We start from the raw sequence: 21,599 nt of genomic DNA, 5'->3' as shown, positions 1-21,599 counted from the left end.
TCTCGGCGCGACCGGATTCGGTTCGAGAGGTACGGAAGAGGAACCCATGCGGATACGCATCCTGTGGCCCGCCGGGCAGGCGACTGCCGAACTGCCGTCGACGCCCACCGCCGAGGCGCTCTGGGCAGCGCTGCCGATCGCCTCGCGCGCCAACACCTGGGGCGAAGAGGTCTACTTCGACACCGCGATCAACGTCGAGCGGGAGCCGGACGCCGAGCAGGTGGTCGAGCCCGGGACGGTCGCGTTCTGGACGGACGGCGACAGCCTGGCGCTGCCCTTCGGTCCCACACCCGTCTCGCGTGACGGTGAGTGCCGGCTCGCCAGCGCCTGCAACGTGCTCGGCACCCTGGACCAGGACCCGCAGGTGCTGCGGACGGTCCGCAGCGGCGACTCGATCAGGGTCGAGCGCGCCTGAGAGCGACCCGAGACCGGCCTTGGGCCGAAGTGCAGCCGGGCGGAGCGCGGGCACGGCTGAGCAGGGGAGCAGGACGGGTTCCGGCGGCTGCCGGGCGGCGCGCCGCGGCGGCCGTGTAGGTTCGCTGGTCGACGTCCGATACCGAAGGGGCCTCCGGTGAACAAGCGACTGCTGACCGTCTCCGCGCTCGGAGCGCTGCTCGCGTTCGGCGCCGTTGCGTGCAGCGGCGACGACTCCGAGCAGCTGAACGGCTGGGCGAAGAGCGTCTGCGACGCGGCGCAGGACCCGACCGCCAAGTCCCGGGCGGCCCTCGCCGACAGCACCAAGGTGATACCGGGCGAGGCCCCGGCCGACCTGCAGAAGCGGCTCTCGGCCGGTCTCGCCACGCTCGGCGCGAGCAGCCAGCAGCTCGCCGACGCCGTGGACAAGGCCGGGGCGCCGAAGGTCGACGACGGCGCAAAGCTGCAGCAGGACGCCGTCGGCGAGCTGCGGCAGGCTGCTCAGGGCTACCAGGAGGCGCAGAAGAAGCTGGACGGGCTTCCCACCGCGGACCAGGCGAAGTTCGCCGACGGTCTGCGGAGTGTGGGTGACCAGGTGCAGCAGCTGTCGCAGCAGTCCACGCAGGCGATGCAGAAGCTGCAGAGCGGTGCGCTGGGTGACGCGATCAAGAAGCAGCCCGGCTGCAAGGCCAGCGCGCCGGCGGCGTCCGGGACCGGGACCGGGACCGGGACCGGGACCGGGACCGGGGCGGACGCGAGTGCCGGAGCCAGCGCCGGCGCAGGCCCGTCGCCGTCGGCTGCGCAGTCCGGCGGGGCGGCCCCGGCGGCCTCCGGTTCGGCGAAGCCGAGCGCGAGCGCCAGCGCCTCCGGCTGACGCGGGGCAGGGGCCGTCCGGCGGACGGTGCGGCCATCCACGTCGGTGCCGGCTGGCTCCCAGGACCTGGTTCGCAGGCCGACTGCCGAGCCGCTCCTGGTGGCCGTGGCGGCCTGCCCGGTCCGGGGGAGGGCTTCCGAGGCTCTGAATCCCTGCCACGGCCGCTTCGACGGCCGGCCCGCTTCGACGGCCAGCCCGTTCCGTGCGGCCGTCCGCGGTCCACGGCGCCCATCGGGCGCCTGCGGGTCGGAGGGGCAAGCGGCTGCTCGTACGGCCGGACCGTCCAGCGCCGCGGGGAGCGGCGCGGCGCGGCGGGGTGGGTGGTCGGGCGGTCGGGTGGGGGGAGAATGGCGGGGTGACCAGTAGCCCCGTTGCCCCCGCTCCCGTTCTCGACTCCAGCCGGCTGGCGAAGCTGCGTGAGGCGCTGCTCGCCGCGTCGTTCACCGCTGACGGCTGCCTGGACCTGCTCGGTCCCACGGCGTACGCGGCGTTGGCGCGGAGCGAGGCGGTGCCGGCGCTCCGGGCGACCAGGGGTGGTTCGCCGTTGGAGACGCTGGTGCTGCTGTTCCTGCTGCAGCAGCCGGTGCCGTACGCGGCCGCCGCGGTGGCGCTGCCGGTCGAGGACTGCCTGGCCGACGGGTGGCTGGTGCGCGACGGCGAGCAGGTCCGGGCGACCGTGGACGTGCGGCCGTACGCCAACGAGGTGGCGGGGCTGCCGAGTGCGGATGCCTGGGTGGTGTCCGACCTGGGGTGTGCGGTGGGCGGGGCCGGCGGGATCGGTTCCGGGGAGACGGCGGCCGGGATCGCACGCCGCGACCTGGTGCTCGGCGTCGGCGGAGCCTCCACCACGCTGGCCAATCTGACGGTGCGCCGACCGGTGCGGGAGGCGCTGGACCTGGGCTCCGGGTCCGGTGTGCAGGCGCTGCACGCCGCTCGGCACGCCCAGCGGGTCACGGCCACCGACCTGAACCCGAGGGCCCTGCACTTCACCCGGCTGACGCTGGCGCTCTCCGGGTTCGAGAACACCGCGACGGCCGAGGGGAGCCTGTTCGAGCCGGTCGGGGACCGCCGGTTCGACCTGATCGTGTCGAACCCGCCGTTCGTGATCTCGCCCGCCGGGCGGTTCACCTACCGGGACGGCGGGATGGCCGGGGACGAGCTGTGCCGGTCGGTGGTCCGGGGCGCGGCCGCGCACCTGGAGCCGGGCGGGTACTGCCACCTGCTGGCGAACTGGCAGCACGTCAAGGGCGAGGACTGGCAGGAGCGGTTGGCCGGCTGGGTCGCCGGCACCGGCCTGGACGCCTGGGTGGTGCAGCGGGAGGTGCAGGACGCCGCTCAGTACGCGGAGCTGTGGCTGCGCGACGGCGGCGACCACCGCGGCCCCGGCTCCGACTACCAGGACCGCTACGGCGAGTGGCTGGACACCTTCGAGGCGGCGGGCGTGGAGGGCATCGGCTTCGGCTGGATCACCCTGCGGGCGAGCGGCGCCTCGGACCCGACGGTCCGGATCGAGGAGTGGCCGCACCCGGTCGAGCAGCCGCTCGGTCCGCACATCGAGAGCTGGTTCGCCCGCCAGGACTTCCTGCGCGAGCACGACGACGCGGGCCTGCTGGCGGCCCGGTTCGTGCTGGCGGACGAGGTGGTGCAGGAGCAGGTCGGCGCGCCCGGCGCGGAGGACCCCGAGCACGTGATCCTGCGTCACAACCGGGGCATGCGGCGGGCGACCAAGGTGGACACGGTCGGTGCCGGGTTCGTCGGCGTCTGCGACGGCACCCTGGCGGCCGGTGAGATCGTGGACGCGATCGCCCAGTTGCTCGGCGAGGAGAAGGTGGTGCTGCGCGACCGGGTTCCGGAGTCGCTGCGGCTGCTCACGGAGCAGGGCTTCATCGAGCCCGCGGTCTGAGGCCGGGCGGGCGGGTGCCCGCCGGGGAAATCTGCCCGCGCCGTCAGGTGGACCCGTGCCGTCAGGGGTGGAAGAGCTCGGAGACCTTGGTGATGTGACCTGCCCCGTCGACGGTGATGTCGTAGTTGCCGCCGAAGCAGCTGTACGGGGCGGGCGGCTCGTGGTGCGCCGCGCAGTCGTTGACGTGCTGGACCAGGGTGGTGAGCGGCACCGTGGCGGTGGTGACGGGGCCTGCGAGGGTGACCAGTTCGGCGGTGGCGCCGGGGGCGAAGGCGTACGGGCCGGCGGCGCCGACCGGGGTCCAGTAGCCGTCGTTCTCGACCTCCGGTCCGCAGACGAAGGCGGTCGCGGTGGCGGTCAGCCGGGTGGTTGTCGCGGACGTGGCGTTGATCACCTTGTGGCCCGGGCGCTGGGCCGCGGCGGTGCAGTCCTGGCTCGGCGCCGCCTTGCCAGCACCGGCACCGGCACCGGCACCGGCACCGGCACCGGCTCCGGTAGAGGCGGCGCCGGCAGCGGACTTGGTGGCCCGCGCGGAGGGCGTGCCGGTGGCGCCCACGGCCTTCCCGGAGGCGGTGGCAGCGGCAGTGGCGCTGCCGGACGGCGAGGCGGTGGCCGCGGCCGGCCCCGAGGCGGAAGCCGTGGCCGCTGCCGTGCCGGGGGCGGGGTCGTCCGCGTCGCAGGCGGTCAGGGCGAGGACGGCGGTGGCGAGCAGCGCGGTGGTGGTGAGCAGGCGGTGGGCGGTGGTGGCCATGGCTGGAGTCCCCCTGGAGGCGCGGCGGTTCGACGGGTGGTTCGACGGCCGTTCGCCGGTGGTTCGGCGGTGGCGCGGTACCTGTCCGTGCACACGGCGGCGGGCCCGGGGGCGGTTGCCGCGGTTGCGTGGCGGTTGCGTGGCTGTGACGGCGGGGGCAGGTCTGTGACGGTCGGCGCCGGTCCGTGACGCGAGCGGGGTGGCGGCCGTTCACCCATCCGTCTCCTGGGCGTTCCCCGCAGGACGTCGAACGTCGGTCCGGGGTTGTCCACCGGCTGCGAACGTGCTGTCCACAGGCTGTGGACAGCACGGGCCGGCAGGGAGGGGACCGGGGATGGAGACGCCGACGGCGCTGGCAGGCGGGGTGGTCCTGACCCTTTTCGGCGGCGCACTCCTGCTCTGGTGCGCCGTGGAACTGCGTCTTCGCCACCGGCTCCGCCGCCATGGCATTCCGGCCACCGCCCGGGTGGTCGCCGATGTCGATCCGTACGGCATGCGGCCCGACGAGGGCTTCGGCACGCTCGACAGTAGCCCGCTGCTGGCGTACACCGCGCTGGACGGCGCGGTGGCTGGAGGACCGCTGCCCGGTGCTGCCCCGGCCGGAGGGAGGTTGCCCGGCGCCACCCCGGCCGCCGGCGCGGGGGCCGGGGGCACCGAGCGGAGGCGGCCGGTCGGCGGGTGCGAGCTGCGGGCGGTCGAGGAGGGGTCGGGACCGAGCCGGTCGGTGCTGGCGCGGCCCCGCGGTCACACTCCGCTGCGGCGGCCGTTGCGGCTGGTGCCGGGCGCGCTGGTGCAGGTCGCGTACGATCCGCGTCGGCCGAGCCGGGTGGTGCTGGCCGCGCACGAGGACGTCCCGACCGTGCCGGCGGATCTGTTCTGGTCGCTGCTGGGCATCGCCGCGCTGGCGGGCGGGGCGACGCTGCTGGCCACGGTGGCCCGCTGACCTTCCGGGAACCGCATTCTTCCAGGCGGTTGTCCTGTTTCTGCCGGCCGGTTCTGTACGGATCCTTGATTTCCGGACACCCCGGAATCCGCTCCACGCGGCGCGGACGAGCATCATCGGGTTACCGTTCGAGTGGCGTCGGTCGGCCTTGCCGGTGAAAAAGCGGGATCCGTCCGTTTGACAAGGGTGGCCAGGGTACGGTCACACTCCGCTGGTGGGGCCGTCGCTGAGCGGCAGCCCAGGAGCAGACGTAAACGATCCGGGAGAGAAGAGCGAAGGTGTCCCCGAGCAGCGAGACCGCGCACGGCAAGCGACTCGTCATCGTCGAGTCGCCGGCCAAGGCCAAGACGATCAAGGGCTACCTCGGCCCCGGCTACATCGTCGAGGCCAGCGTCGGGCACATCCGCGACCTGCCCGGTACGGCCGCCGAGGTCCCGGACGAGTACACGGGTGAGGTCCGTCGCCTCGGCGTGGACGTCGAGCACGACTTCGCCCCGATCTACGTGGTCAACCCGGACAAGAAGTCGCAGGTCACCAAGCTCAAGTCGCTTCTCAAGGAGTCCGACGAGCTCTACCTCGCCACCGATGAGGACCGCGAGGGCGAGGCCATCGCGTGGCACCTGCAGGAAGTCCTGAAGCCCAAGGTGCCGGTGCACCGGATGGTCTTCCACGAGATCACCAAGGACGCGATCCAGGAGGCGGTGCGCAACCCGCGCGACCTCAACCAGCGCCTGGTCGACGCCCAGGAGACCCGCCGCATCCTCGACCGCCTCTACGGCTACGAGGTCTCGCCGGTGCTGTGGAAGAAGGTCATGCCGAAGCTCTCGGCAGGCCGTGTGCAGTCCGTCGCGACCCGCCTGGTGGTGGAGCGCGAGCGGGAGCGGATGGCGTTCCGCTCCGCCTCGTACTGGGACCTGATCGCCACCTTCGCCACCGGCCGGACCGCCGCAGACGCCGCCAACCCGGAGTCCTTCGGCGCCCGCCTGGTCGGCGTGGACGGCAAGCGGATCGCCACCGGCCGCGACTTCGGCCAGGACGGTCAGCTGAAGACCGCCAACACCCTGCACCTGGACGAGCAGGCCGCCCGCGCGCTGGCCGCCGCCCTGGAGCAGACCGCGTTCTCGGTGCGCAGCGTCGAGTCGAAGCCGTACCGCCGCTCGCCGTACGCGCCGTTCCGCACCACCACGCTGCAGCAGGAGGCCAGCCGCAAGCTGGGCTTCGGCGCCAAGCGGACGATGCAGGTCGCGCAGAAGCTGTACGAGAACGGCTTCATCACCTATATGCGTACCGACTCCACCACGCTGTCGGACACCGCGATCTCCGCCGCCCGCGCCCAGGTCACCCAGCTGTACGGGGCCGACTACCTGCCGGACGCGCCGCGCACCTACGCGTCCAAGGTGAAGAACGCCCAGGAGGCGCACGAGGCGATCCGCCCCTCCGGCGACCGCTTCCGCACCCCGGCGGAGACCGGCCTGGCGGGCGACGACTTCCGCCTGTACGAGCTGATCTGGATGCGCACCGTCGCCTCCCAGATGAAGGACGCGGTCGGCCAGTCGGTGACCGTCCGGGTCGGCGGCCGCTCGGCCGACGGCCGGGACGTCGAGTTCTCCGCGTCCGGCAAGATCATCACCTTCCACGGCTTCCTCAAGGCCTACGTCGAGGGCGCGGACGACCCGAACGCCGAGCTGGACGACCGCGAGCGCCGGCTCCCCCAGGTCACCGAGGGCGACCCGCTGGCCGCCGACCGGCTCACCCCGGAGGGCCACGCCACCAAGCCGCCGGCCCGCTACACCGAGGCCTCGCTGGTCAAGGAGCTGGAAGACCGCGAGATCGGCCGTCCGTCGACCTACGCGTCGATCATCGACACGATCATCAACCGCAAGTACGTGTTCAAGAAGGGCACGGCGCTCGTCCCGTCCTTCCTCTCCTTCGCGGTCGTGAACCTGCTGGAGAAGCACTTCGGCCGGCTGGTCGACTACGACTTCACCGCCAAGATGGAGGACGACCTCGACCGGATCGCGGCCGGCCAGGCCGAGTCCGTGCCGTGGCTGAAGCGCTTCTACTTCGGAGAGGGCGAGGGCGCCGGCACCGCCGCGGAGGCCGGCAACGGCGACGGCGACCACCTCGGCGGCCTCAAGGAACTGGTCACCGACCTCGGTGCGATCGACGCCCGGGAAATCAGCTCCTTCCCGATCGCCGAGGGCCTGGTGCTGCGCGTCGGCCGGTACGGCCCGTACGTGGAGAAGGTGTCCGAGGTCGAGGGCGAGGCCGGCCGGCGCGCCGACATCCCGGACGACCTGCCGCCGGACGAGCTGACCGTCGAGCTGGCCGAGGAGCTGCTGGCCAAGCCCAGCGGCGAGCGTGCCCTCGGCACCGACCCGGTCAGCGGCAACCCGCTGGTCGCCAAGGACGGCCGGTACGGCCCGTACGTCACCGAGGTGCTGCCCGAGGGCACCCCGAAGACCGGCAAGAACGCGGTCAAGCCGCGCACCGCCTCGCTCTTCAAGACGATGTCCCTGGACACCGTCACCCTGGAGGACGCGCTGCGCCTGCTCTCGCTGCCCCGGGTGGTCGGCAACGACGCCGAGGGCAACGAGATCACCGCGCAGAACGGCCGCTACGGCCCGTACCTGAAGCGCGGCACCGACTCGCGGTCGCTGACCAGCGAGGACCAGCTGCTCACCATCACGCTGGAGGAGGCGCTGGCGATCTACGCCCAGCCCAAGCAGCGTGGCCGGGCCGCGGCCGCCGCGCCGCTCAAGGAGCTGGGCACCGACCCGGTGAGCGAGCGTCCGGTGGTGGTCAAGGACGGCCGCTTCGGCCCGTACGTGACCGACGGCGAGACCAACGCGACCCTGCGCAAGGACGACGAGGTCGAGACCATCACGCCGGAGCGCGGCTACGAGCTGCTCGCCGAGAAGCGGGCGCGCGGGCCGGTGAAGAAGGCTGCCAAGAAGGCTCCGGCGAAGAAGACCACCGCCAAGGCCACCGCGACCAAGACCGCGGCCACCAAGACCGCGGCGAAGAAGACGGCGGCCAAGAAGACGGTCGCGAAGAAGACCGCGACGAAGAAGACGGCGGCGAAGAAGACCGTCGCGAGCAAGTCGGCGGCCTCGGCGCCCGACGAGGGCTGACCGGAAGACAGATCGGTCAGCTGGCAGTGACAGGAACGGGGGTCCGCGCGGGTGTGCGGGCCCCCGCTTGTGTTCGGGAAGCGTTCGATCCGTCACAACCCTGTCATGACGGCTATCCGGACGGCCGTACCCCTCTTTTGCGCCAACCGGCGACCGCTACGCTGACCGTATGACGAGCGAGGAGCAGCCCCCTTCGAGCACCGCCGCACCCGCCCTCCCCGAGGTGGCCCCTGCCGGGACACCCGGCGAGCGCGCCCGCGCGCTGCTGAGGTTGCGCCCGTACCGACGGCTGTGGACCGCGCAGCTGGTCGGCGGCACCGCGGACCGGCTGGCGCTGCTCGTGCTGGTGCCGTTGACCGTGGTCGCCGCCGTGGCGGGCGGACAGTTCGGCGACGGCTACCGGGCGCTGGCGCTCGCGGTGGCGGCGCTGTTCGCCGCCCGCCTGCTCGCCACCGTGCTGTTCGGCGCCGCACTGCTCGGTCCCGTGCACGCGCTGCTCGCCGGTCCGCTCGACCGGCGCTGGGCGCTGTTCGGCGCCGACGTGCTGCGCGCCGTGCTGATCGGCATCGCCCCCTGGTGGCTGATCTGGTCGCCGGACTCGGCGACCTGGCTGCTGCTCGGCACCGCGTTCCTGGCCGGAGCCGCCGAGCGCGTCTGGACCGTCGGCAAGGCCGCCGCCGTTCCCGGACTGCTGCCGATCGCCGAGGGGAAGGCCGCCCCGTCCGCCGCCGCGCTCGACGCGGTGCGCACGCTGGACGTCCGCACCGGCTGGGCGGCCCTGCCGCTCGCCGCGACCGCGCTGATCGGCCTCACCCTGGTCAACAACGTGCTGGCCGCCCTCGGTTCGGACTGGCTGCGCGGCCACCAGGCCACCTCGGCCGGGGTCGGCGCCGCGCTGCTGTTCGCCGCCTCCGCCGTCCTGGTCTACCTGCAGGAGCTGCCCGCCGGCGCCGCGGTCGCCCCGCGCTCCCCTCTGCAGGGCCTGCGCGCCCCGACCGACGCCACCCCCGGCCCGGCGCTCCGCAAGGGCCGCACCGGCTCCGCCCCCTACTTCACCTTCGCGGTCGCCGCCGGGTACGCCGCGATGGCCGGCGTCACCGCACTCGGCCTGCTGACCGCCGTCGACCACCGGGCCGGTGCGATCGGCTACGGCCTGCTGGTGCTCGCCGCCGCCGGTGCCCCCGCGATCGGCGTCCGCGCCTCCCGCGCCGTGCTGCCCGGCCTCTCCCGTCGCCGGCTGCTCGCGCTCGCCCTGCTGGTCGAGGGCGTCTCGCTGATCCTCGCCGGGCTGGTGCTCGACTTCGTCCTGGTCCTGCTGCTCACCGTGCTGGCCGGCCTCGCCGCCGGCACCGTGATCTCCACCGGCCGCACCCTGCTCGCCCAGGAGATCGAGGAGCTGCGGCTCCCCAAGGTCACCGAGCACCTGTACGCGGTGCTCCGGGTCGTGGTCGGCGCCGCGCTGATCGGCATGCCGCTGCTCGCCGCCGCGTACGGCGAGGTCGAGTACGGCGAGGTCCGGCCGGGCGGCTTCACCTTCATCCACGGCGGGGCGGCGCTCGCCGTCTCCACCGCCGGACTGCTCACCCTGGTGCTCGCCGCCGTCGTCCTGCTGAAGACCGACGACCGGCGCGGCGAGATGCCGTTCGGCCGCGAGCTGGTCCGGGCCGTGCGCGGCGGCGTCGAGCCGGCCCCGCACCGGGTCGCCGGCACCGGCTTCTTCATCGCCCTGGAGGGCGGCGACGGCGCCGGCAAGTCCACCCAGGCGCACGCGCTCGCCGAGTGGATCCGCAGCAAGGGCCACGAGGTCGTGCTCACCCGCGAGCCCGGCGGCTCCCCGATCGGGCAGCGGCTGCGCGCCCTGGTCCTGGACGTCGGCAACACCGGTCTCTCGCACCGCGCCGAGGCGCTGATCTACGCCGCCGACCGGGCCGAGCACGTCGAGAACGTGATCCGTCCCGCGCTCGCCCGCGGCGCCGTGGTGATCACCGACCGGTACATGGACTCCTCGATCGCCTACCAGGGCGCGGGCCGCGACCTGGCCGCCACCGAGGTCGCGCGGATCTCCCGCTGGGCCACCGGCGGGCTGGTTCCCGACCTGACCGTGGTGCTGGACGTCGACCCGGGCGCGGCGCGGGAACGGTTCACCGAGGCGCTGGACCGGCTGGAGTCCGAGCCGACCGAGTTCCACCAGCGGGTCCGCACCGGGTTCCTGGCGCTCGCCGCCGCCGACCCCGGCCGCTACCTCGTCGTCGACGGCTCGCAGCAGCCCAACGTCGTCACCACCGCGATCCGCCACCGTCTCGACCGCGAGCTGCCGCTCTCCGACCAGGAGAAGGCCGCCAAGGTCGAGCAGGAGCGGCAGGCCCGGGCCGAGGCCGAGCGGAAGGCCGCCGAAGCCGCCCGCAAGGCCGCCGAGGAGGCCGAGGCCGAGCGCAAGCGGCAGGCCCTGCTGGAGCAGCTGCGCGCCGAGCAGGCCGAGAAGGAGCGGCTTGCCAAGGCGGAGGCCGAGCGGGTCGAGGCCGAGGCGCGCGCCAAGGCCGCCGAGGAGGCCCGGATCGCCGCCGAAGCGGCCGCTGCCGTGCGGGCCGAGGAGGAGGCACGCCGCAAGGCCGCCGAGGAGACCCGGCTGGCCGCCGAGGCGGAGGCCCGGCGTCGGCAGGAGGCCGAGGAGGCGGCGCAGGCCGAGTTCCAGCGGCAGCGGGAGCTGCAGCGCGAGGAGCAGCGGCGGCGCGCCGAGGAGGCGCTGCAGCGTGCGGAGGAGGCCCGGCTGGCGGCGGAGGCGGCGGCTGCGGCCACCGCTGCGGCTGCGGGTGCGGGGTCGGCTGCGAGGCCGGGGTCGGCCGCTGGTGCTGGGGCCGGAGTTGGTTCCGGGGCCGGTGCTGGGGCTTCGGCGGGCGAGACCGCGGAGCTGCCGCAGATCGGGGACGACGGCGACGACGACCAGGTGACGGCGGAGATCCCGGAGGAGGTCCGGCAGGCCGCGGTGCAGGCCGCGCAGGCCGAGTCCGCCGGCAAGGCGGACCGGACGGCCGAGATGCCGAAGGTCGCCCCCGCCGCGGACGAGACCGCGGTGTTGCCGAAGGCCGCCCAGGCCGTCGAGGAGACCGCCGTCCTGCCGAAGGCCGACGAGACCGCCGTCCTGCCGAAGGCCGCCCCGGCCGTCGACCGGACCGCTGTGCTGCCCAAGGTGTCGGAGAACGCCCCCGACGAGACCGCGGTGCTCCCGCCGGTCCGGCCGGCCGGGTCTGCGCAGGACCGGGTGCCGCCCGGCCTGTGGAGGCCGGAGCCGGAGGACTCCGCGGAGACCCGCGAGCTGCGGCCCCGGCCCGAGTGGGCCGAGGAGACGCCGCTCGACGACCTGCCCAGCCTGACCGACTCGCTGCTCGGCTCCCGTGAGGAGTGGGCCCGCTGGGAGGCGGACGAGCCCGCGGACGGGCAGCAGCAGGGCCAGGGCAACGACCAGCAGCAGCGCGGCCGGGGCTGGCGCCGCCGCAAGGACTGACACGTCCGGCACCGGTGGGGTCCGACGACACCGACTCCACCGGGCGGACCGGCCCCGCCACGCGGACCGGCCCCGCCACGCGGACCAACCCCGCCACGCGGACCGGTCCTGCCGTGCGGACCCGCTCCGCCACACGGGCGGGTTCTACCGGGTCGGGCCGGCGTCGCCGTTCCGGGTCGGCAGGAGCCGCCGGGACGGGCGGGACCCGGGCCCGGCGCAGGCGCGGCGTCGACCGGTACCCGGCTGCGCACCGTGGGGCGGGTGTTGTCGGGTGGCGTGCTCGCCGGGGCCGTCGCCGGGCGGCGTGGCCGATCGGATCGTCGGTCTCCGGGGTGTCCGTGGGGCGCGTTAGGCTCGGTGGGCTGGTTGGCGGTGCGGTAGGGAGCTCGGCGTGAGTGTGTGGGACGACCTGGTCGGCCAGGATCGGGTGGTCGAGCAGCTGGAGGCGGCTGCCCGCGCGGCGAACGCGACGGCGGTGGCCGGCCGGTCGGCGGCGCCCGTGCCCGGGGGCAACGCCTCGCTGATGACCCACGCGTGGCTGTTCACCGGCCCGCCCGGTGCGGGCCAGATCACCGCGGCGCGCTCGTTCGCGGCCGCGCTCCAGTGCACCAGCCCCGACCTCGCCCTCGGCGGCACGCCCGGCTGCGGGTTCTGCGACGGCTGCCACACCGTGCTGGCGGGCAGCCATGCCGATGTGAAGCAGGTCCGCACCGACGGCCTGTCGATCGGCGTCGGCGACATGCGTGACCTGGTGCTGCGGGCGTCCAGCTACCCGACCGGCGGCCGCTGGTCGGTGATCCTGATCGACGCCGCGCACCGGCTGACCGAGGCGGCGGCCAACGCGCTGCTGAAGGGCGTCGAGGAGCCGTCCCCCCGGACGGTGTGGCTGCTGTGCGCGCCGTCCGTGCAGGACGTGCTGCCGACCATCCGCTCGCGCTGCCGGCTGCTGGTGCTGCGCACCCCGTCCGCCGATGCGGTGGCCGACATGCTGGTCAGCCGGGACGGCGTCGAGCCGGAGACGGCCCGGCTGGCGGCGCTGGCCGGGCAGGGCAACATCGACCGCTCCCGCCGCCTGGCCGTGGACGAGCAGGCGCGGGCCCGCCGCGCCGACGTCCTGCGGATCCCGCTGGAGGTCGCCGACCTGGGCGGCTGCCTGGCCGCCGCACAGCGTCTGGTGGACACCGCGAAGGCCGACGCCGAGGCGCTCGCCGATACGCAGGACGCCAAGGAGACCGAGGACCTCAAGGCCGCGTACGGCGCCGCCGAGGGCAGCCGGGCGCCGCGCGGCATGGCCGGCGCGGTGAAGGAGCTGGAGAAGCGTCAGAAGAGCCGGGCCACCCGCACCCGCCGCGAGACGCTGGGCGTGGCCCTGGGCGATCTGCTCGGCTTCTACCGCGACGTGCTGGCCGTGCAGCTCGGCACCACCGGGGCGCTCGCCAACGAGGACCAGCGGCCCGCACTGCAGAGGATCGCCTCCGGCGGCATGCCGGAGAACACGCTGCGCCGAATCGAGGCGGTGCTGGCCTGCCGCCGGGCGCTGGACCGGAACGTCGACCCGCTGCTCGCGGTCGAGGCGATGACGGTCGCCCTCCGCGCGGGCTGAACCACTCCGCCCCGCCTTTTTCCTGCGCCGGCCTGCCGGACGCCGACGGAACCCGGCTGCCCCCGCGCGGGTCTGATCGGTCGTCGGACGGCGCGCCGGGAAGACGCTCGTTCGAGTGAACGTCGGGCGCCGCCCGTACGGCCCGGAGCTCCCGGGGCGACACGTTGTGCACCCTGTGGACTGAGCCCGCCAGGCCAGCCAAGCCCGCCGTGTCCGGCAGCCCGTCCCTCCTCCGAGGTGGTGCGCCATGTCCCGTCCGATCCTCGTCGTCCCCTTGTTGATCGCGGTCGCCGTCGGCTGCTGGGCCGCCCGTTCCGCATGGCTCCGCTGGCGTGACCTCCGGGCCGCCCGCACGTACGAACTCGTCGCCGAGGCCCGCCCGATGCTGGTCCGGGCGGGAGCCGCCGGACTGTGCCTGCTCTGCGTGACCGGACTCGGCGTCGCGCTGCTGGTGGGCGGACGTCCGCTCGGCGGCGGGCTGGACGCCGAGCAGCTCCGGGCCGCCGCCGCACCCCGGCCGGCCGCGCCGCCCGAGCCGTCCGCCGACGGCACCGGAACCGCCGCGGGGACGGCCGCGGGGACGTCGGAGGTGCCGCCGGTGATCACCCAGTTCGCGCCCGTCGGCAGCCCCGCCGAGGGCGAACTGCTGCAGGGCACCGTCTCCGGACCGGACGGTCGGCCGCGGACCGTCCGGGTCTGGCTGCCGGCCGAGTACAAGAAGGACGCCAAGGCCCGCTTCCCGGTGATCGTGGTGCACTCCGGCACCGCCGGGAAGACCGCCGACGCCGACCTGCCGGACCTCTTCGACGGCGTCGCCTCGGCGGTGAAGCTGGGCCGCTCCCGCCCGTTCGTCGTGGTCGCCCCCGAGCCGCCCAGCGGCACCGGGCAGCCGTGCGAACTGGTCGCCGCCGCCCCCCAGGCCATCGCCGACGACGCCGCGCTGCGCACCGCCGTCGTCGCCGCCTTCCGCACCCTGCCGGCCGGGCCAGGCGGCTGGGGCGCCCTCGGCGTCGAGAGCGGAGCCCCCTGCGCGGCCGCCGCCGGCCTGGCCCGCCCCGACCTGTACGGCGCGGCCGCCGCGGTCTCCGGCCGTTACGACCCGGCGGCGCTCACCCAGGCCGCCGCCGAGGCCCCCGGCACCAGCGGAGCCCGGCTGCTCCTCGCCGCCGCCAAGGGCGACACCGCCGGACTGACCGACGCCCGCCGCCTCCAGTCCGCGCTGAAGGCCGGCGGCGGTCGGGCCAAGGCCGCGGACGTCCGGATCTCCGACCTCGTCCAGGACTACACCCCGCAGCGGGAACGGCTGCGACTGGTCCGGGTGGCGGTGCAGTCGCTGGCCGAGAGCCTGGCCAAGCCCTCGTGACAGCTCCCGCCAGCTAGGCTCGGCTGAGCCGGGAACCGGCGTCCTGCGCCGGGTCCCGGCGTCCGAGGGGAGAACCACAGATGCGTGCTGGCCAGTACCGGTCCCGCCGTTTCGCGCCGGTCGCCGCGCTGGCCGTGCTGCTGCTCGCCGGATGCACCGCAGGCTCCACCACGGGCTCCACCGCCGGCGCGTCCTCGGACGCCGTCTCCGGCTCCACCGCCGCCGGTGCCCCCGGCGCCGCCCCGCTGCAGCCGCTCCCCGCCGGTACCCCCGCCGCGCTCGCCACCTACTACGCGCAGAAGCTCAGCTGGCAGAACTGCCGCGGCGACTTCGAGTGCACCACCTTCAAGGTGCCGCTCGACTACGAGCACCCCGACCGCCGCGAGATCACCCTCTCGGCGATCCGCAAGACCGCCACCGACCCCGCGCACCGGCTCGGCTCCCTGCTGATGAACCCCGGCGGCCCCGGCGGCTCCGCCGTCGACTACGTGCAGAACGCCGCCCGCGCCGCCGACCCCGGCGTGCGCTCCTCGTACGACCTGGTCGGCCTCGACCCGCGCGGCGTCGGCGAATCCACCCCCGTCAGCTGCCTCAGCGGCCCCCGGATGGACGCCTACACCGCCGTCGACATCACCCCCGACGACCAGGCCGAGATCGACGCGCTGGTCGCCGCCGACAAGGAGTTCGCCGCCGCCTGCCAGCAGGAGTCCGGCGAGCTCATCGGCCACGTCTCGACCGTCGAGGCCGCCCGCGACATGGACGTCCTGCGCGCCCTGGTCGGCGACGCCAAGCTCAACTACCTCGGCAAGTCCTACGGCACCTTCCTCGGCGCCACCTACGCCGGGCTCTTCCCCGGCAACGTCGGCCGGATGGTCCTCGACGGCGCCGTCGACCCCTCGCTCGACTCCCGGGCCGGCAACCGCACCCAGGCCGGCGGCTTCGAGACCGCCTGGGCCGCCTTCGCCGCCGACTGCGCCAAGCGCGACGACTGCCCGCTCGGCCGCTCCGAGAAGGAAGCCGGCCAGCAGCTCACCGCGCTCTTCCGGCAGATCGACGCCAAGCCGCTCGGCACCGAGTCCGACCGGGTCCTCACCGAGTCGATGGCCACCACCGGCGTCATCCAGGCGATGTACTCCGAGTCGCTCTGGCACACCCTGCGCGAAGCCCTCACCACCGCCAAGGCCGGCGACGGCAGCGCGCTGCTCCGGCTCTCCGACGACTACTACGAGCGCTCGTCCGACGGCAGCTACCCCAACCTGATGTTCGCCAACATGGCCGTCAACTGCCTCGACCTGCCCGCCCCCTTCGCCGACCCGGCCGCCGTCCAGCAGGCCGTCCCCGACTTCGAGCAGGCCTCCGCCCACTTCGGCCGCGACATGGCCTGGATGGCCCTCGGCTGCGCCTACTGGCCCACCAAGGCCACCGGTGCCCCCCACACCATCCGCGCCGCCGGCGCCTCCCCGATCGTCGTCGTCGGCACCACCCGCGACCCTGCCACCCCCTACGCCTGGGCCAAGTCCCTCGCCGCCCAGCTGGAGTCCGGCCGGCTGCTCACCTACGACGGCGACGGCCACACCGCGTACGGGCGCCGCAGCACCTGCATCGACAACGCCGTCAACCGCTACCTGCTCGGCGGCGAAGCCCCCGCCAACGGCACCCGCTGCGCCAAGTGAACACGGTCACGGCCCGACCGCGGTCATGACCGTTTCGGGTGGACGGCCCTGGCGGATACGATGGCGCATCCCCCACGCCGCTTCGTCCCGCTAGGAGCCCACCGTGCTCGGAGTCAACGACCTGACCACGTACGTCCTCGGCGCCCTGGTCATCGTCCTGCTGCCCGGCCCCAACTCCCTGTACGTGCTCTCGGTGGCCGCCCGCAAGGGCATCAGCATCGGCTACCGGGCCGCCGCCGGCGTTTTCGTCGGCGACTTCACCCTCATCAGCCTCACCGCCCTCGGCGCCTCCTCCCTCCTCGAAGCCAACCCGGCCGTCTTCGCCGTCGTGAAGTTCGGCGGCGCCGCGTACCTGCTCTGGATCGGCCTCGGCATGCTCCGCGCCGCCCGGCAGCTCTGGCGCGAACACCGCGCCCCCGCCGCGCCCTCGGTCGAAGCCGTCGTCGAGGACGGCGAGAAGCCGTTCCGCCGGGCACTGGTGATCAGCCTGCTCAACCCCAAGGCGATCCTCTTCCTGCTCTCCTTCTTCACCCAGTTCGTCGACCCGACGTACGGCGCCCCCGCCCTCTCCTTCGCGCTGCTCGGCGGCATCCTGCAGACCTTCAGCGTGCTCTACCTCTCGCTGCTGATCTTCGCCGGCACCACGCTCGCCGCCGCCTTCCACCGCCGCAAGCGCCTCTCCGCAGGCCTCACCAGCGGCGTCGCCGTCCTCTTCGCCGGCTTCGCCGCCAAGCTGGCCGTCTCCTCCGCCTGAGCCGTGTGCGGACCGGCGCCCGAAACTGTGTAGACTGGCCCGCGTTGCCGATGCGATCCTCGACCCACGCGGTCGGGCGATCCGGCGGCGGCGCCGCCTTAGCTCAGTTGGCCAGAGCAACGCACTCGTAATGCGTAGGTCGCGGGTTCGAATCCCGCAGGCGGCTCCAGGAGAACCGGTCCGGTCGGATATTCCGACCGGACCGTTTCTGTATATCCGGGGAGACGGCCGGGGGCCCCGCCGCGCCGGGGGGATGCGGCGGGCCGGCCGTGGGTGGTCAGGCCTGGACGGCGGCGGTGTAGCGGGACGCCACGTCCTGCCAATTGACCACGTCCCAGAGCCGCTCGACGTAGTCGGGGCGGACGTTGCGGTACTGCAGGTAGTACGCGTGCTCCCAGGCGTCGAAGGCGAGCAGCGGGGTGGTGCCCTGGCCGACGTTGCCGTGGTGGTCGTAGACCTGCTCGACGATCAGGCGCCGGCCCAGCGGTTCCCAGGAGAGGATGCCCCAGCCGCTGCCCTGGACGCCGACGGTGGCGGCGGTGAGCTGCTGCCGGAAGGCGTCGAAGGAGCCGAAGTGCTCGCCGATCGCGTCGGCGAGGTCGCCCTCGGGGCGGTCGCCGCCCTCGGGGGAGAGGTTCTGCCAGAACAGCGAGTGCAGCACGTGGCCGGAGAGGTGGAAGGCGAGCGTCTTCTGCAGGCCGACCAGCCCGCCGAACTGCCCCTTGTCGCGGGCCTCGGCGAGCTGGTCGACGGTGTCGTTGGCGCCCTTGACGTACGCCGCGTGGTGCTTGGAGTGGTGGAGTTCGAGGATCTCCGCCGACATCGCGCGCTCCAGCGCGGAGTAGTCGTACGGCAGGTCAGGCAGCGAGTAGGTGCCCATCGGGACACGGCCCCTTTCGACAGACGTTGATCATCACGCCCGACCCACACTATTGCATGCTATGCGCAATAGCGACTATCAGGCGATAGAACGTCAGGGGGCGATCGGGTTGCGCAGGGTGCCGACCAATTGGAGCGCGGCGGACGGGTCGGCCAGGTCCACCATCTGCCGGTTGTCGCGCAGTTGGAGCCGGTTGAGGCAGGAGAGCGGGAACTCGGCGGCGAACAGGTCGAAGCGCTCGAACTTCTCCGCCAGGTGCGGCACCGAGTCGCGGTAGTCGGCCGCGCAGGCGGCGACCGTGCGCCAGAAGGCCTCCTCGTCGAGCACCCCGGCCTCGTCGAGCAGCGCGCTCAGGTAGCGGAAGAAGCAGTCGAAGACGTCGGTGAAGACCGACAGCAGCTTCAGCTCGTCCGGCACCGCGGCCCGGACCCGCTGCACCGCGGGCGGCAGGACGGCCAGCGGATCCATCACCACGATCTCCTCGGCGATGTCCTTGAACACCGCCCGGACCACCGCGCCCGACTCGTCCAGCACCAGGACGGTGTTCTCGCCGTGCGGCATGAACGCCAGGTCGTAGGCGTAGAAGCAGTGCAGCAGCGGGGTCAGGTAGGCGTCCAGGTAGCGGCGCAGCCACACCTCGGGAGCCAGCCCGGACCGCTCGACCAGCGCGGCGGCGACCCCGTCGCCGGCGGCGTCCACGTGCAGCAGCGAGGCCATGGTGGCCAGCCGCTCCCCGGGTGCCAGCGCGGGCACCGGGCTCTCCCGCCACAGCGCGGCGAGCATCTTGCGGTACGGCGAGTACCGGTCGGTCGCCGCCTCGAACTGGCGGTGCCGGTACCCGATCGCCGCGTGCTCCCGGATGATCGTCAGCCCGGTGCCGCGCAGCACCTCGTCGCTCTCGATCAGCCGGGCCAGCCAGTCGTTGATCGCCGGGGTGGCCTCCATGTACGCGGCCGACAGCCCGCGCATGAAGCCCATGTTGAGGACCGAGATGGCGGTCTTCACGTAGTGCTTGGAGGGGTGGTCGAGGTTGAAGAAGGTGCGGATCGACTGCTGCGCCCGGTACCGGTCCTCGCCCTCGCCGAGGCAGACCAGGCGGCGGGTGGCCAGCTCCCCGGCGAAGGTGACGGAGAGCTTGTTCCACCACTGCCAGGGGTGCACGGGCAGCAGCAGGTAGTCGTCCGGGTCCAGGCCGAGGCCGGTCAGCCGCCCGGCGAACCGGTCGAGCTGGGCCTCGCCCAACTCGGCGCGCATCAGGGCGGAGTAGGAGAGGTCGGCGCCGCAGGTGAAGGTGGCGTGCTCGCGGTGGGCGGCCAGCCAGACCAGCCGGACCGGCGCGGCGGCCTCCGGCGCGTACCGGTGGTGGTCGTCCACGCCGAAGCCGATCCGGCCGTTGTTGGCGACGAAGCCGGGGTGGCCCTCGGTCATCGCGGCCTCAATGGTCTGGAAGTCGGCGCGGGCCAGCTCGGCGGCGGTGGGCTGCGGCCGGGAGAGCTTGTCCGCGGCGCCGGCCAGGGTGGCGGAGATCTCTTCCAGGTAGACCGGGAGGATCTCGTCCGACAGGCCCAGCGACGACCGCAGCTCCAGGCAGAGGTCGACGGCGTCCAGCGGCAGTTCCTGCTCGCCCCGGTGCCGGGTGATGGACCCGGGGTCGATCTGCCAGTGGTCCAGGGCGCGCAGCCGGGCGGCGAAGCGGTACTCGACCGTGCCGTCGTCGGCGCGCACCGCGTACCGCCCGTCGGGCAGCGGCTGCGGGGTGAGCAGGCGCTCGTGCGAGAACTCGGCGAGCGCCTTGCGGACCAGGTGGCGGTTGGCGCGCTGCCACAGCCCGGGGGTGAGGTGGCCGACGGCGGCGACGGGGGACCCGGCGGAGGACACGGCGGCGGCGGGCGAGGCGGCGGCGGGGGAGGCAGCGGCGGACGAGGCGATGGGCGAGGCGGCGGGGGTCACGAGAGGGCTCCGGTGGCGGCGGTGAACTGGGCGCGGGTGCAGGTGCTGAGCAGCGCTTCCTTCTCGGGCTTGGCGACCGCCCCGACCACCCGGAAGCCGACGGCGGTGTTGAGCGCCTGCACGGCGGTGTTGCGGATGTCCGGCTCGACCACGACCCGGCGGGTGGCCGGGTCCTGGAACAGGAAGGCCAGCACGGTGGTGATCACGGCCCGGGTGAAGCCGTGCACCGGGGTGTCGCCGGGCGCGCACAGGAAGTGCATGCCGACGTCGCCCGGCTGCGCCTCGTACAGGCCGGCGAGTTCGACCCGGGCGGGGTCGTAGCGCTCGACCAGGAAGGCGGGGCGGCCGTCGTGCAGGCCCAGGTAGGCGTCGCGGTCAGGGTGTCCGGTGATCGCCCGGTACTCGGCGGCGACCTCGTCCAAGGTGGCCTGCTGCATCATCCAGTAGACGGCTTTGGGATGGGTGACCCAGCGGTGCAGCAGCGCGCCGTCGGCGTCGACGTCGAGCGGACGGACGGTGAGCTCGCCGACGCCGGGGAGGTCCAGGCTGAACGGGGTCATGCGACGAGCCCTTCCGGTGCGCCGAACTCCTGGTAGGCGATGGCCTTCTCGATCGGGTAGACCTCGCGGCCGAGCAGCTCGCGGATGATCCAGGAGTTGCGGTACGCGCCCATGCCGAGGTCGGGCGAGGTGATGCTGTGGGTGTGGGTGCCGCCGTTCTGCAGGAAGATCCCGCGCCCGGTGGTGTCGATCGCGTAGTTGCGGGCCACGTCGGGGCGGCCGTGCCCGTCGAGCCGGATCCGGTCGCGGACCGGTGCCAGGAACTCGGGGACGCGGTGCCGGTAGCCGGTGGCCAGCACCAGGCCCTCGGTGCTCACCGTGTAGCCGCGGTCCTGCTCGGCGTGGTGCAGGCCGAGGGTGTAGCGGCCGGTGGCGTCGTCGTAGGAGGCCGCGCGCAGTTCGGAGTTGGTGAACAGCCGGGTCGGGACCGGGCCGTGGATGCTGCGCCGGTACAGCAGGTCGTGGATGGCGTTGATCAGATCCGCGTCGATGCCCTTGAACAGGGCCTTCTGCTCGGACTCCAGCCGGTAGCGGGTCTCCTCGGGCAGTGCGTGGAAGTAGTCCACGTACTCGGGAGAGGTCAGCTCCAGGGTGAGCTTGGTGTACTCCAGCGGGAAGAAGCGCGGCGAGCGGGTCACCCAGGTCAGCCGGTAGCCGTGCTGCTCCTGCTCGGAGAGCAGGTCGTAGTAGATCTCGGCGGCGCTCTGGCCGCTGCCCACCACGGTGATCGACTCCTTCCGCTGCAGCGCCTGCTTCTCCTCCAGGTAGCGGGAGTTGTGCAGCAGGTCACCGCCGAGACCGCGGCAGACCTCGGGCAGGTGCGGCGGGGTGCCGGTGCCGAGCACCAGGTGCCGGGCGCGGTGGCGGACGGTGCCGTCGGCGGTCTCGGCGGTGACGGTGTACAGCGCCCGGCGCTCGTCGTACTCCACCAGGGTGACGTGCTGGCCGAAGCGGATGCCGGGCAGCCGTCCGGCGGCCCAGCGGCAGTAGGCGTCGTACTCGGCGCGCACCGGGTAGAACAGCTCGCGGATGTAGAACGGGTACAGCCGCCCGTTCTCCTTCAGGTAGTTGAGGAAGGAGTACGGCGAGGTCGGGTCGGCCAGGGTGACCAGGTCGGCCATGAACGGGGTCTGCAGGGTGGCGGAGTCCAGCAGCATCCCGGGGTGCCAGGAGAACTCGGGGCGGCTCTCCAGGAAGAGGCCGTCCAGTTCGCCGGTGAGCGGCGCGGTCAGGCAGGCGAGGCCCAGGTTGTACGGGCCGAGGCCGATCGCGACGAAGTCGTGGGTGGTCATGGG

15 protein-coding genes and 1 tRNA gene are annotated in these 21,599 nt (G+C 73.8%); 11 read left to right on the top strand and 5 right to left on the bottom strand.

The genetic code is table 11. The features are described from left to right. The first annotated feature begins 46 nt into the window (after positions 1-46). The 3 genes from ABEB06_RS17930 to ABEB06_RS17920 all read left to right on the top strand — a co-directional run bounded on the left by ABEB06_RS17930 (position 47) and on the right by ABEB06_RS17920 (position 3,191). Positions 47-415, top strand: coding sequence for a cyclophilin-like fold protein (locus ABEB06_RS17930; protein ID WP_345697875.1), 369 nt, complete (start codon positions 47-49; stop codon positions 413-415). A 156-nt stretch (positions 416-571) separates the two neighbouring features. Further along, positions 572-1,288, top strand: coding sequence for a small secreted protein (locus ABEB06_RS17925; protein ID WP_345697874.1), 717 nt, complete (start codon positions 572-574; stop codon positions 1,286-1,288). A 355-nt stretch (positions 1,289-1,643) separates the two neighbouring features. After that, positions 1,644-3,191 (top strand): DUF7059 domain-containing protein, encoded by a 1,548-nt coding sequence (locus ABEB06_RS17920; RefSeq protein WP_345697873.1) that lies wholly within the window; start codon positions 1,644-1,646, stop codon positions 3,189-3,191. A 61-nt stretch (positions 3,192-3,252) separates the two neighbouring features. On the opposite strand, the gene ABEB06_RS17915 is transcribed toward ABEB06_RS17920, so the two are convergent. Then, on the bottom strand, positions 3,253-3,942 hold the full coding sequence (locus tag ABEB06_RS17915; RefSeq protein WP_345697872.1) for a hypothetical protein: 690 nt from the start codon (positions 3,940-3,942) through the stop codon (positions 3,253-3,255). 334 nt (positions 3,943-4,276) lie between these two features. Here ABEB06_RS17915 and ABEB06_RS17910 point away from each other — a divergent pair, with 334 nt between their 5' ends. From ABEB06_RS17910 to ABEB06_RS17875, 8 genes are all read left to right on the top strand, one after another. Then, positions 4,277-4,885: a DUF3592 domain-containing protein gene (locus tag ABEB06_RS17910; RefSeq protein ID WP_345697871.1), complete on the top strand. Its 609-nt coding sequence runs from the start codon at positions 4,277-4,279 to the stop codon at positions 4,883-4,885. Positions 4,886-5,163: 278 nt separating this feature from the next. After that, positions 5,164-8,019 carry a type I DNA topoisomerase gene (gene topA / locus ABEB06_RS17905; RefSeq protein WP_345697870.1) on the top strand — a complete coding sequence of 952 codons (2,856 nt, stop codon included), beginning with the start codon at positions 5,164-5,166 and terminating at the stop codon, positions 8,017-8,019. Between the two features lie 169 nt (positions 8,020-8,188). Next, positions 8,189-11,521, top strand: a complete 3,333-nt coding sequence (gene tmk / locus ABEB06_RS17900; RefSeq protein ID WP_345697869.1) for a dTMP kinase — start codon at positions 8,189-8,191, stop codon at positions 11,519-11,521. Positions 11,522-11,912: 391 nt separating this feature from the next. Then, positions 11,913-13,124: a DNA polymerase III subunit delta' gene (locus tag ABEB06_RS17895; protein WP_345697868.1), complete on the top strand. Its 1,212-nt coding sequence runs from the start codon at positions 11,913-11,915 to the stop codon at positions 13,122-13,124. Positions 13,125-13,371: 247 nt separating this feature from the next. Next, positions 13,372-14,487 (top strand): hypothetical protein, encoded by a 1,116-nt coding sequence (locus ABEB06_RS17890; RefSeq protein WP_345697867.1) that lies wholly within the window; start codon positions 13,372-13,374, stop codon positions 14,485-14,487. An 80-nt stretch (positions 14,488-14,567) separates the two neighbouring features. Then, positions 14,568-16,160 carry an alpha/beta hydrolase gene (locus ABEB06_RS17885; RefSeq protein WP_345697866.1) on the top strand — a complete coding sequence of 531 codons (1,593 nt, stop codon included), beginning with the start codon at positions 14,568-14,570 and terminating at the stop codon, positions 16,158-16,160. Between the two features lie 103 nt (positions 16,161-16,263). Beyond that, positions 16,264-16,914: a leucine efflux protein LeuE gene (leuE, locus tag ABEB06_RS17880; RefSeq protein WP_345697865.1), complete on the top strand. Its 651-nt coding sequence runs from the start codon at positions 16,264-16,266 to the stop codon at positions 16,912-16,914. A 92-nt stretch (positions 16,915-17,006) separates the two neighbouring features. Then, positions 17,007-17,083, top strand: a tRNA-Thr gene (locus tag ABEB06_RS17875). Positions 17,084-17,191: 108 nt separating this feature from the next. Here the strand turns inward: ABEB06_RS17875 and ABEB06_RS17870 are convergent. From ABEB06_RS17870 to ABEB06_RS17855, 4 genes are all read right to left on the bottom strand, one after another. Beyond that, positions 17,192-17,794: a superoxide dismutase gene (locus tag ABEB06_RS17870; RefSeq protein WP_345697864.1), complete on the bottom strand. Its 603-nt coding sequence runs from the start codon at positions 17,792-17,794 to the stop codon at positions 17,192-17,194. Positions 17,795-17,887: 93 nt separating this feature from the next. Beyond that, positions 17,888-19,672 (bottom strand): IucA/IucC family protein, encoded by a 1,785-nt coding sequence (locus ABEB06_RS17865; protein WP_345701887.1) that lies wholly within the window; start codon positions 19,670-19,672, stop codon positions 17,888-17,890. A gap of 68 nt (positions 19,673-19,740) precedes the next feature. Next, the gene (locus ABEB06_RS17860) at positions 19,741-20,304 is read right to left on the bottom strand and encodes a GNAT family N-acetyltransferase (protein WP_345697863.1); all 564 of its coding nucleotides are present in this window, start codon (positions 20,302-20,304) and stop codon (positions 19,741-19,743) included. After that, entirely contained in the window at positions 20,301-21,596 is a 1,296-nt protein-coding gene (locus ABEB06_RS17855) for a lysine N(6)-hydroxylase/L-ornithine N(5)-oxygenase family protein (protein WP_345697862.1), read from the bottom strand. The genes ABEB06_RS17860 and ABEB06_RS17855 overlap by 4 nt, the downstream gene beginning before the upstream one ends. Positions 21,597-21,599: the final 3 nt, after the last annotated feature.

This window comes from Kitasatospora terrestris (genome assembly GCF_039542905.1).
GTDB classification, from domain to species: Bacteria; Actinomycetota; Actinomycetes; order Streptomycetales; family Streptomycetaceae; genus Kitasatospora; species Kitasatospora terrestris.
The sequence above is the reverse complement of the archived record's forward strand: the minus strand, read 5'-3'. Positions and strand labels throughout refer to the sequence as shown.

What these genes read in the sequence shown, in the direction of transcription:
- ABEB06_RS17915 (WP_345697872.1), bottom strand. Translation starts at nt 3,942, where the DNA reads ATGGCCACCACCGCCCACCGCCTGCTCACCACCACCGCGCTGCTCGCC.
- ABEB06_RS17860 (WP_345697863.1), bottom strand. Translation starts at nt 20,304, where the DNA reads ATGACCCCGTTCAGCCTGGACCTCCCCGGCGTCGGCGAGCTCACCGTC.
- ABEB06_RS17910 (WP_345697871.1), top strand. Translation starts at nt 4,277, where the DNA reads ATGGAGACGCCGACGGCGCTGGCAGGCGGGGTGGTCCTGACCCTTTTC.
- ABEB06_RS17890 (WP_345697867.1), top strand. Translation starts at nt 13,372, where the DNA reads ATGTCCCGTCCGATCCTCGTCGTCCCCTTGTTGATCGCGGTCGCCGTC.
- ABEB06_RS17885 (WP_345697866.1), top strand. Translation starts at nt 14,568, where the DNA reads ATGCGTGCTGGCCAGTACCGGTCCCGCCGTTTCGCGCCGGTCGCCGCG.
- tmk (WP_345697869.1), top strand. Translation starts at nt 8,189, where the DNA reads ATGACGAGCGAGGAGCAGCCCCCTTCGAGCACCGCCGCACCCGCCCTC.
- ABEB06_RS17930 (WP_345697875.1), top strand. Translation starts at nt 47, where the DNA reads ATGCGGATACGCATCCTGTGGCCCGCCGGGCAGGCGACTGCCGAACTG.
- ABEB06_RS17855 (WP_345697862.1), bottom strand. Translation starts at nt 21,596, where the DNA reads ATGACCACCCACGACTTCGTCGCGATCGGCCTCGGCCCGTACAACCTG.
- ABEB06_RS17870 (WP_345697864.1), bottom strand. Translation starts at nt 17,794, where the DNA reads ATGGGCACCTACTCGCTGCCTGACCTGCCGTACGACTACTCCGCGCTG.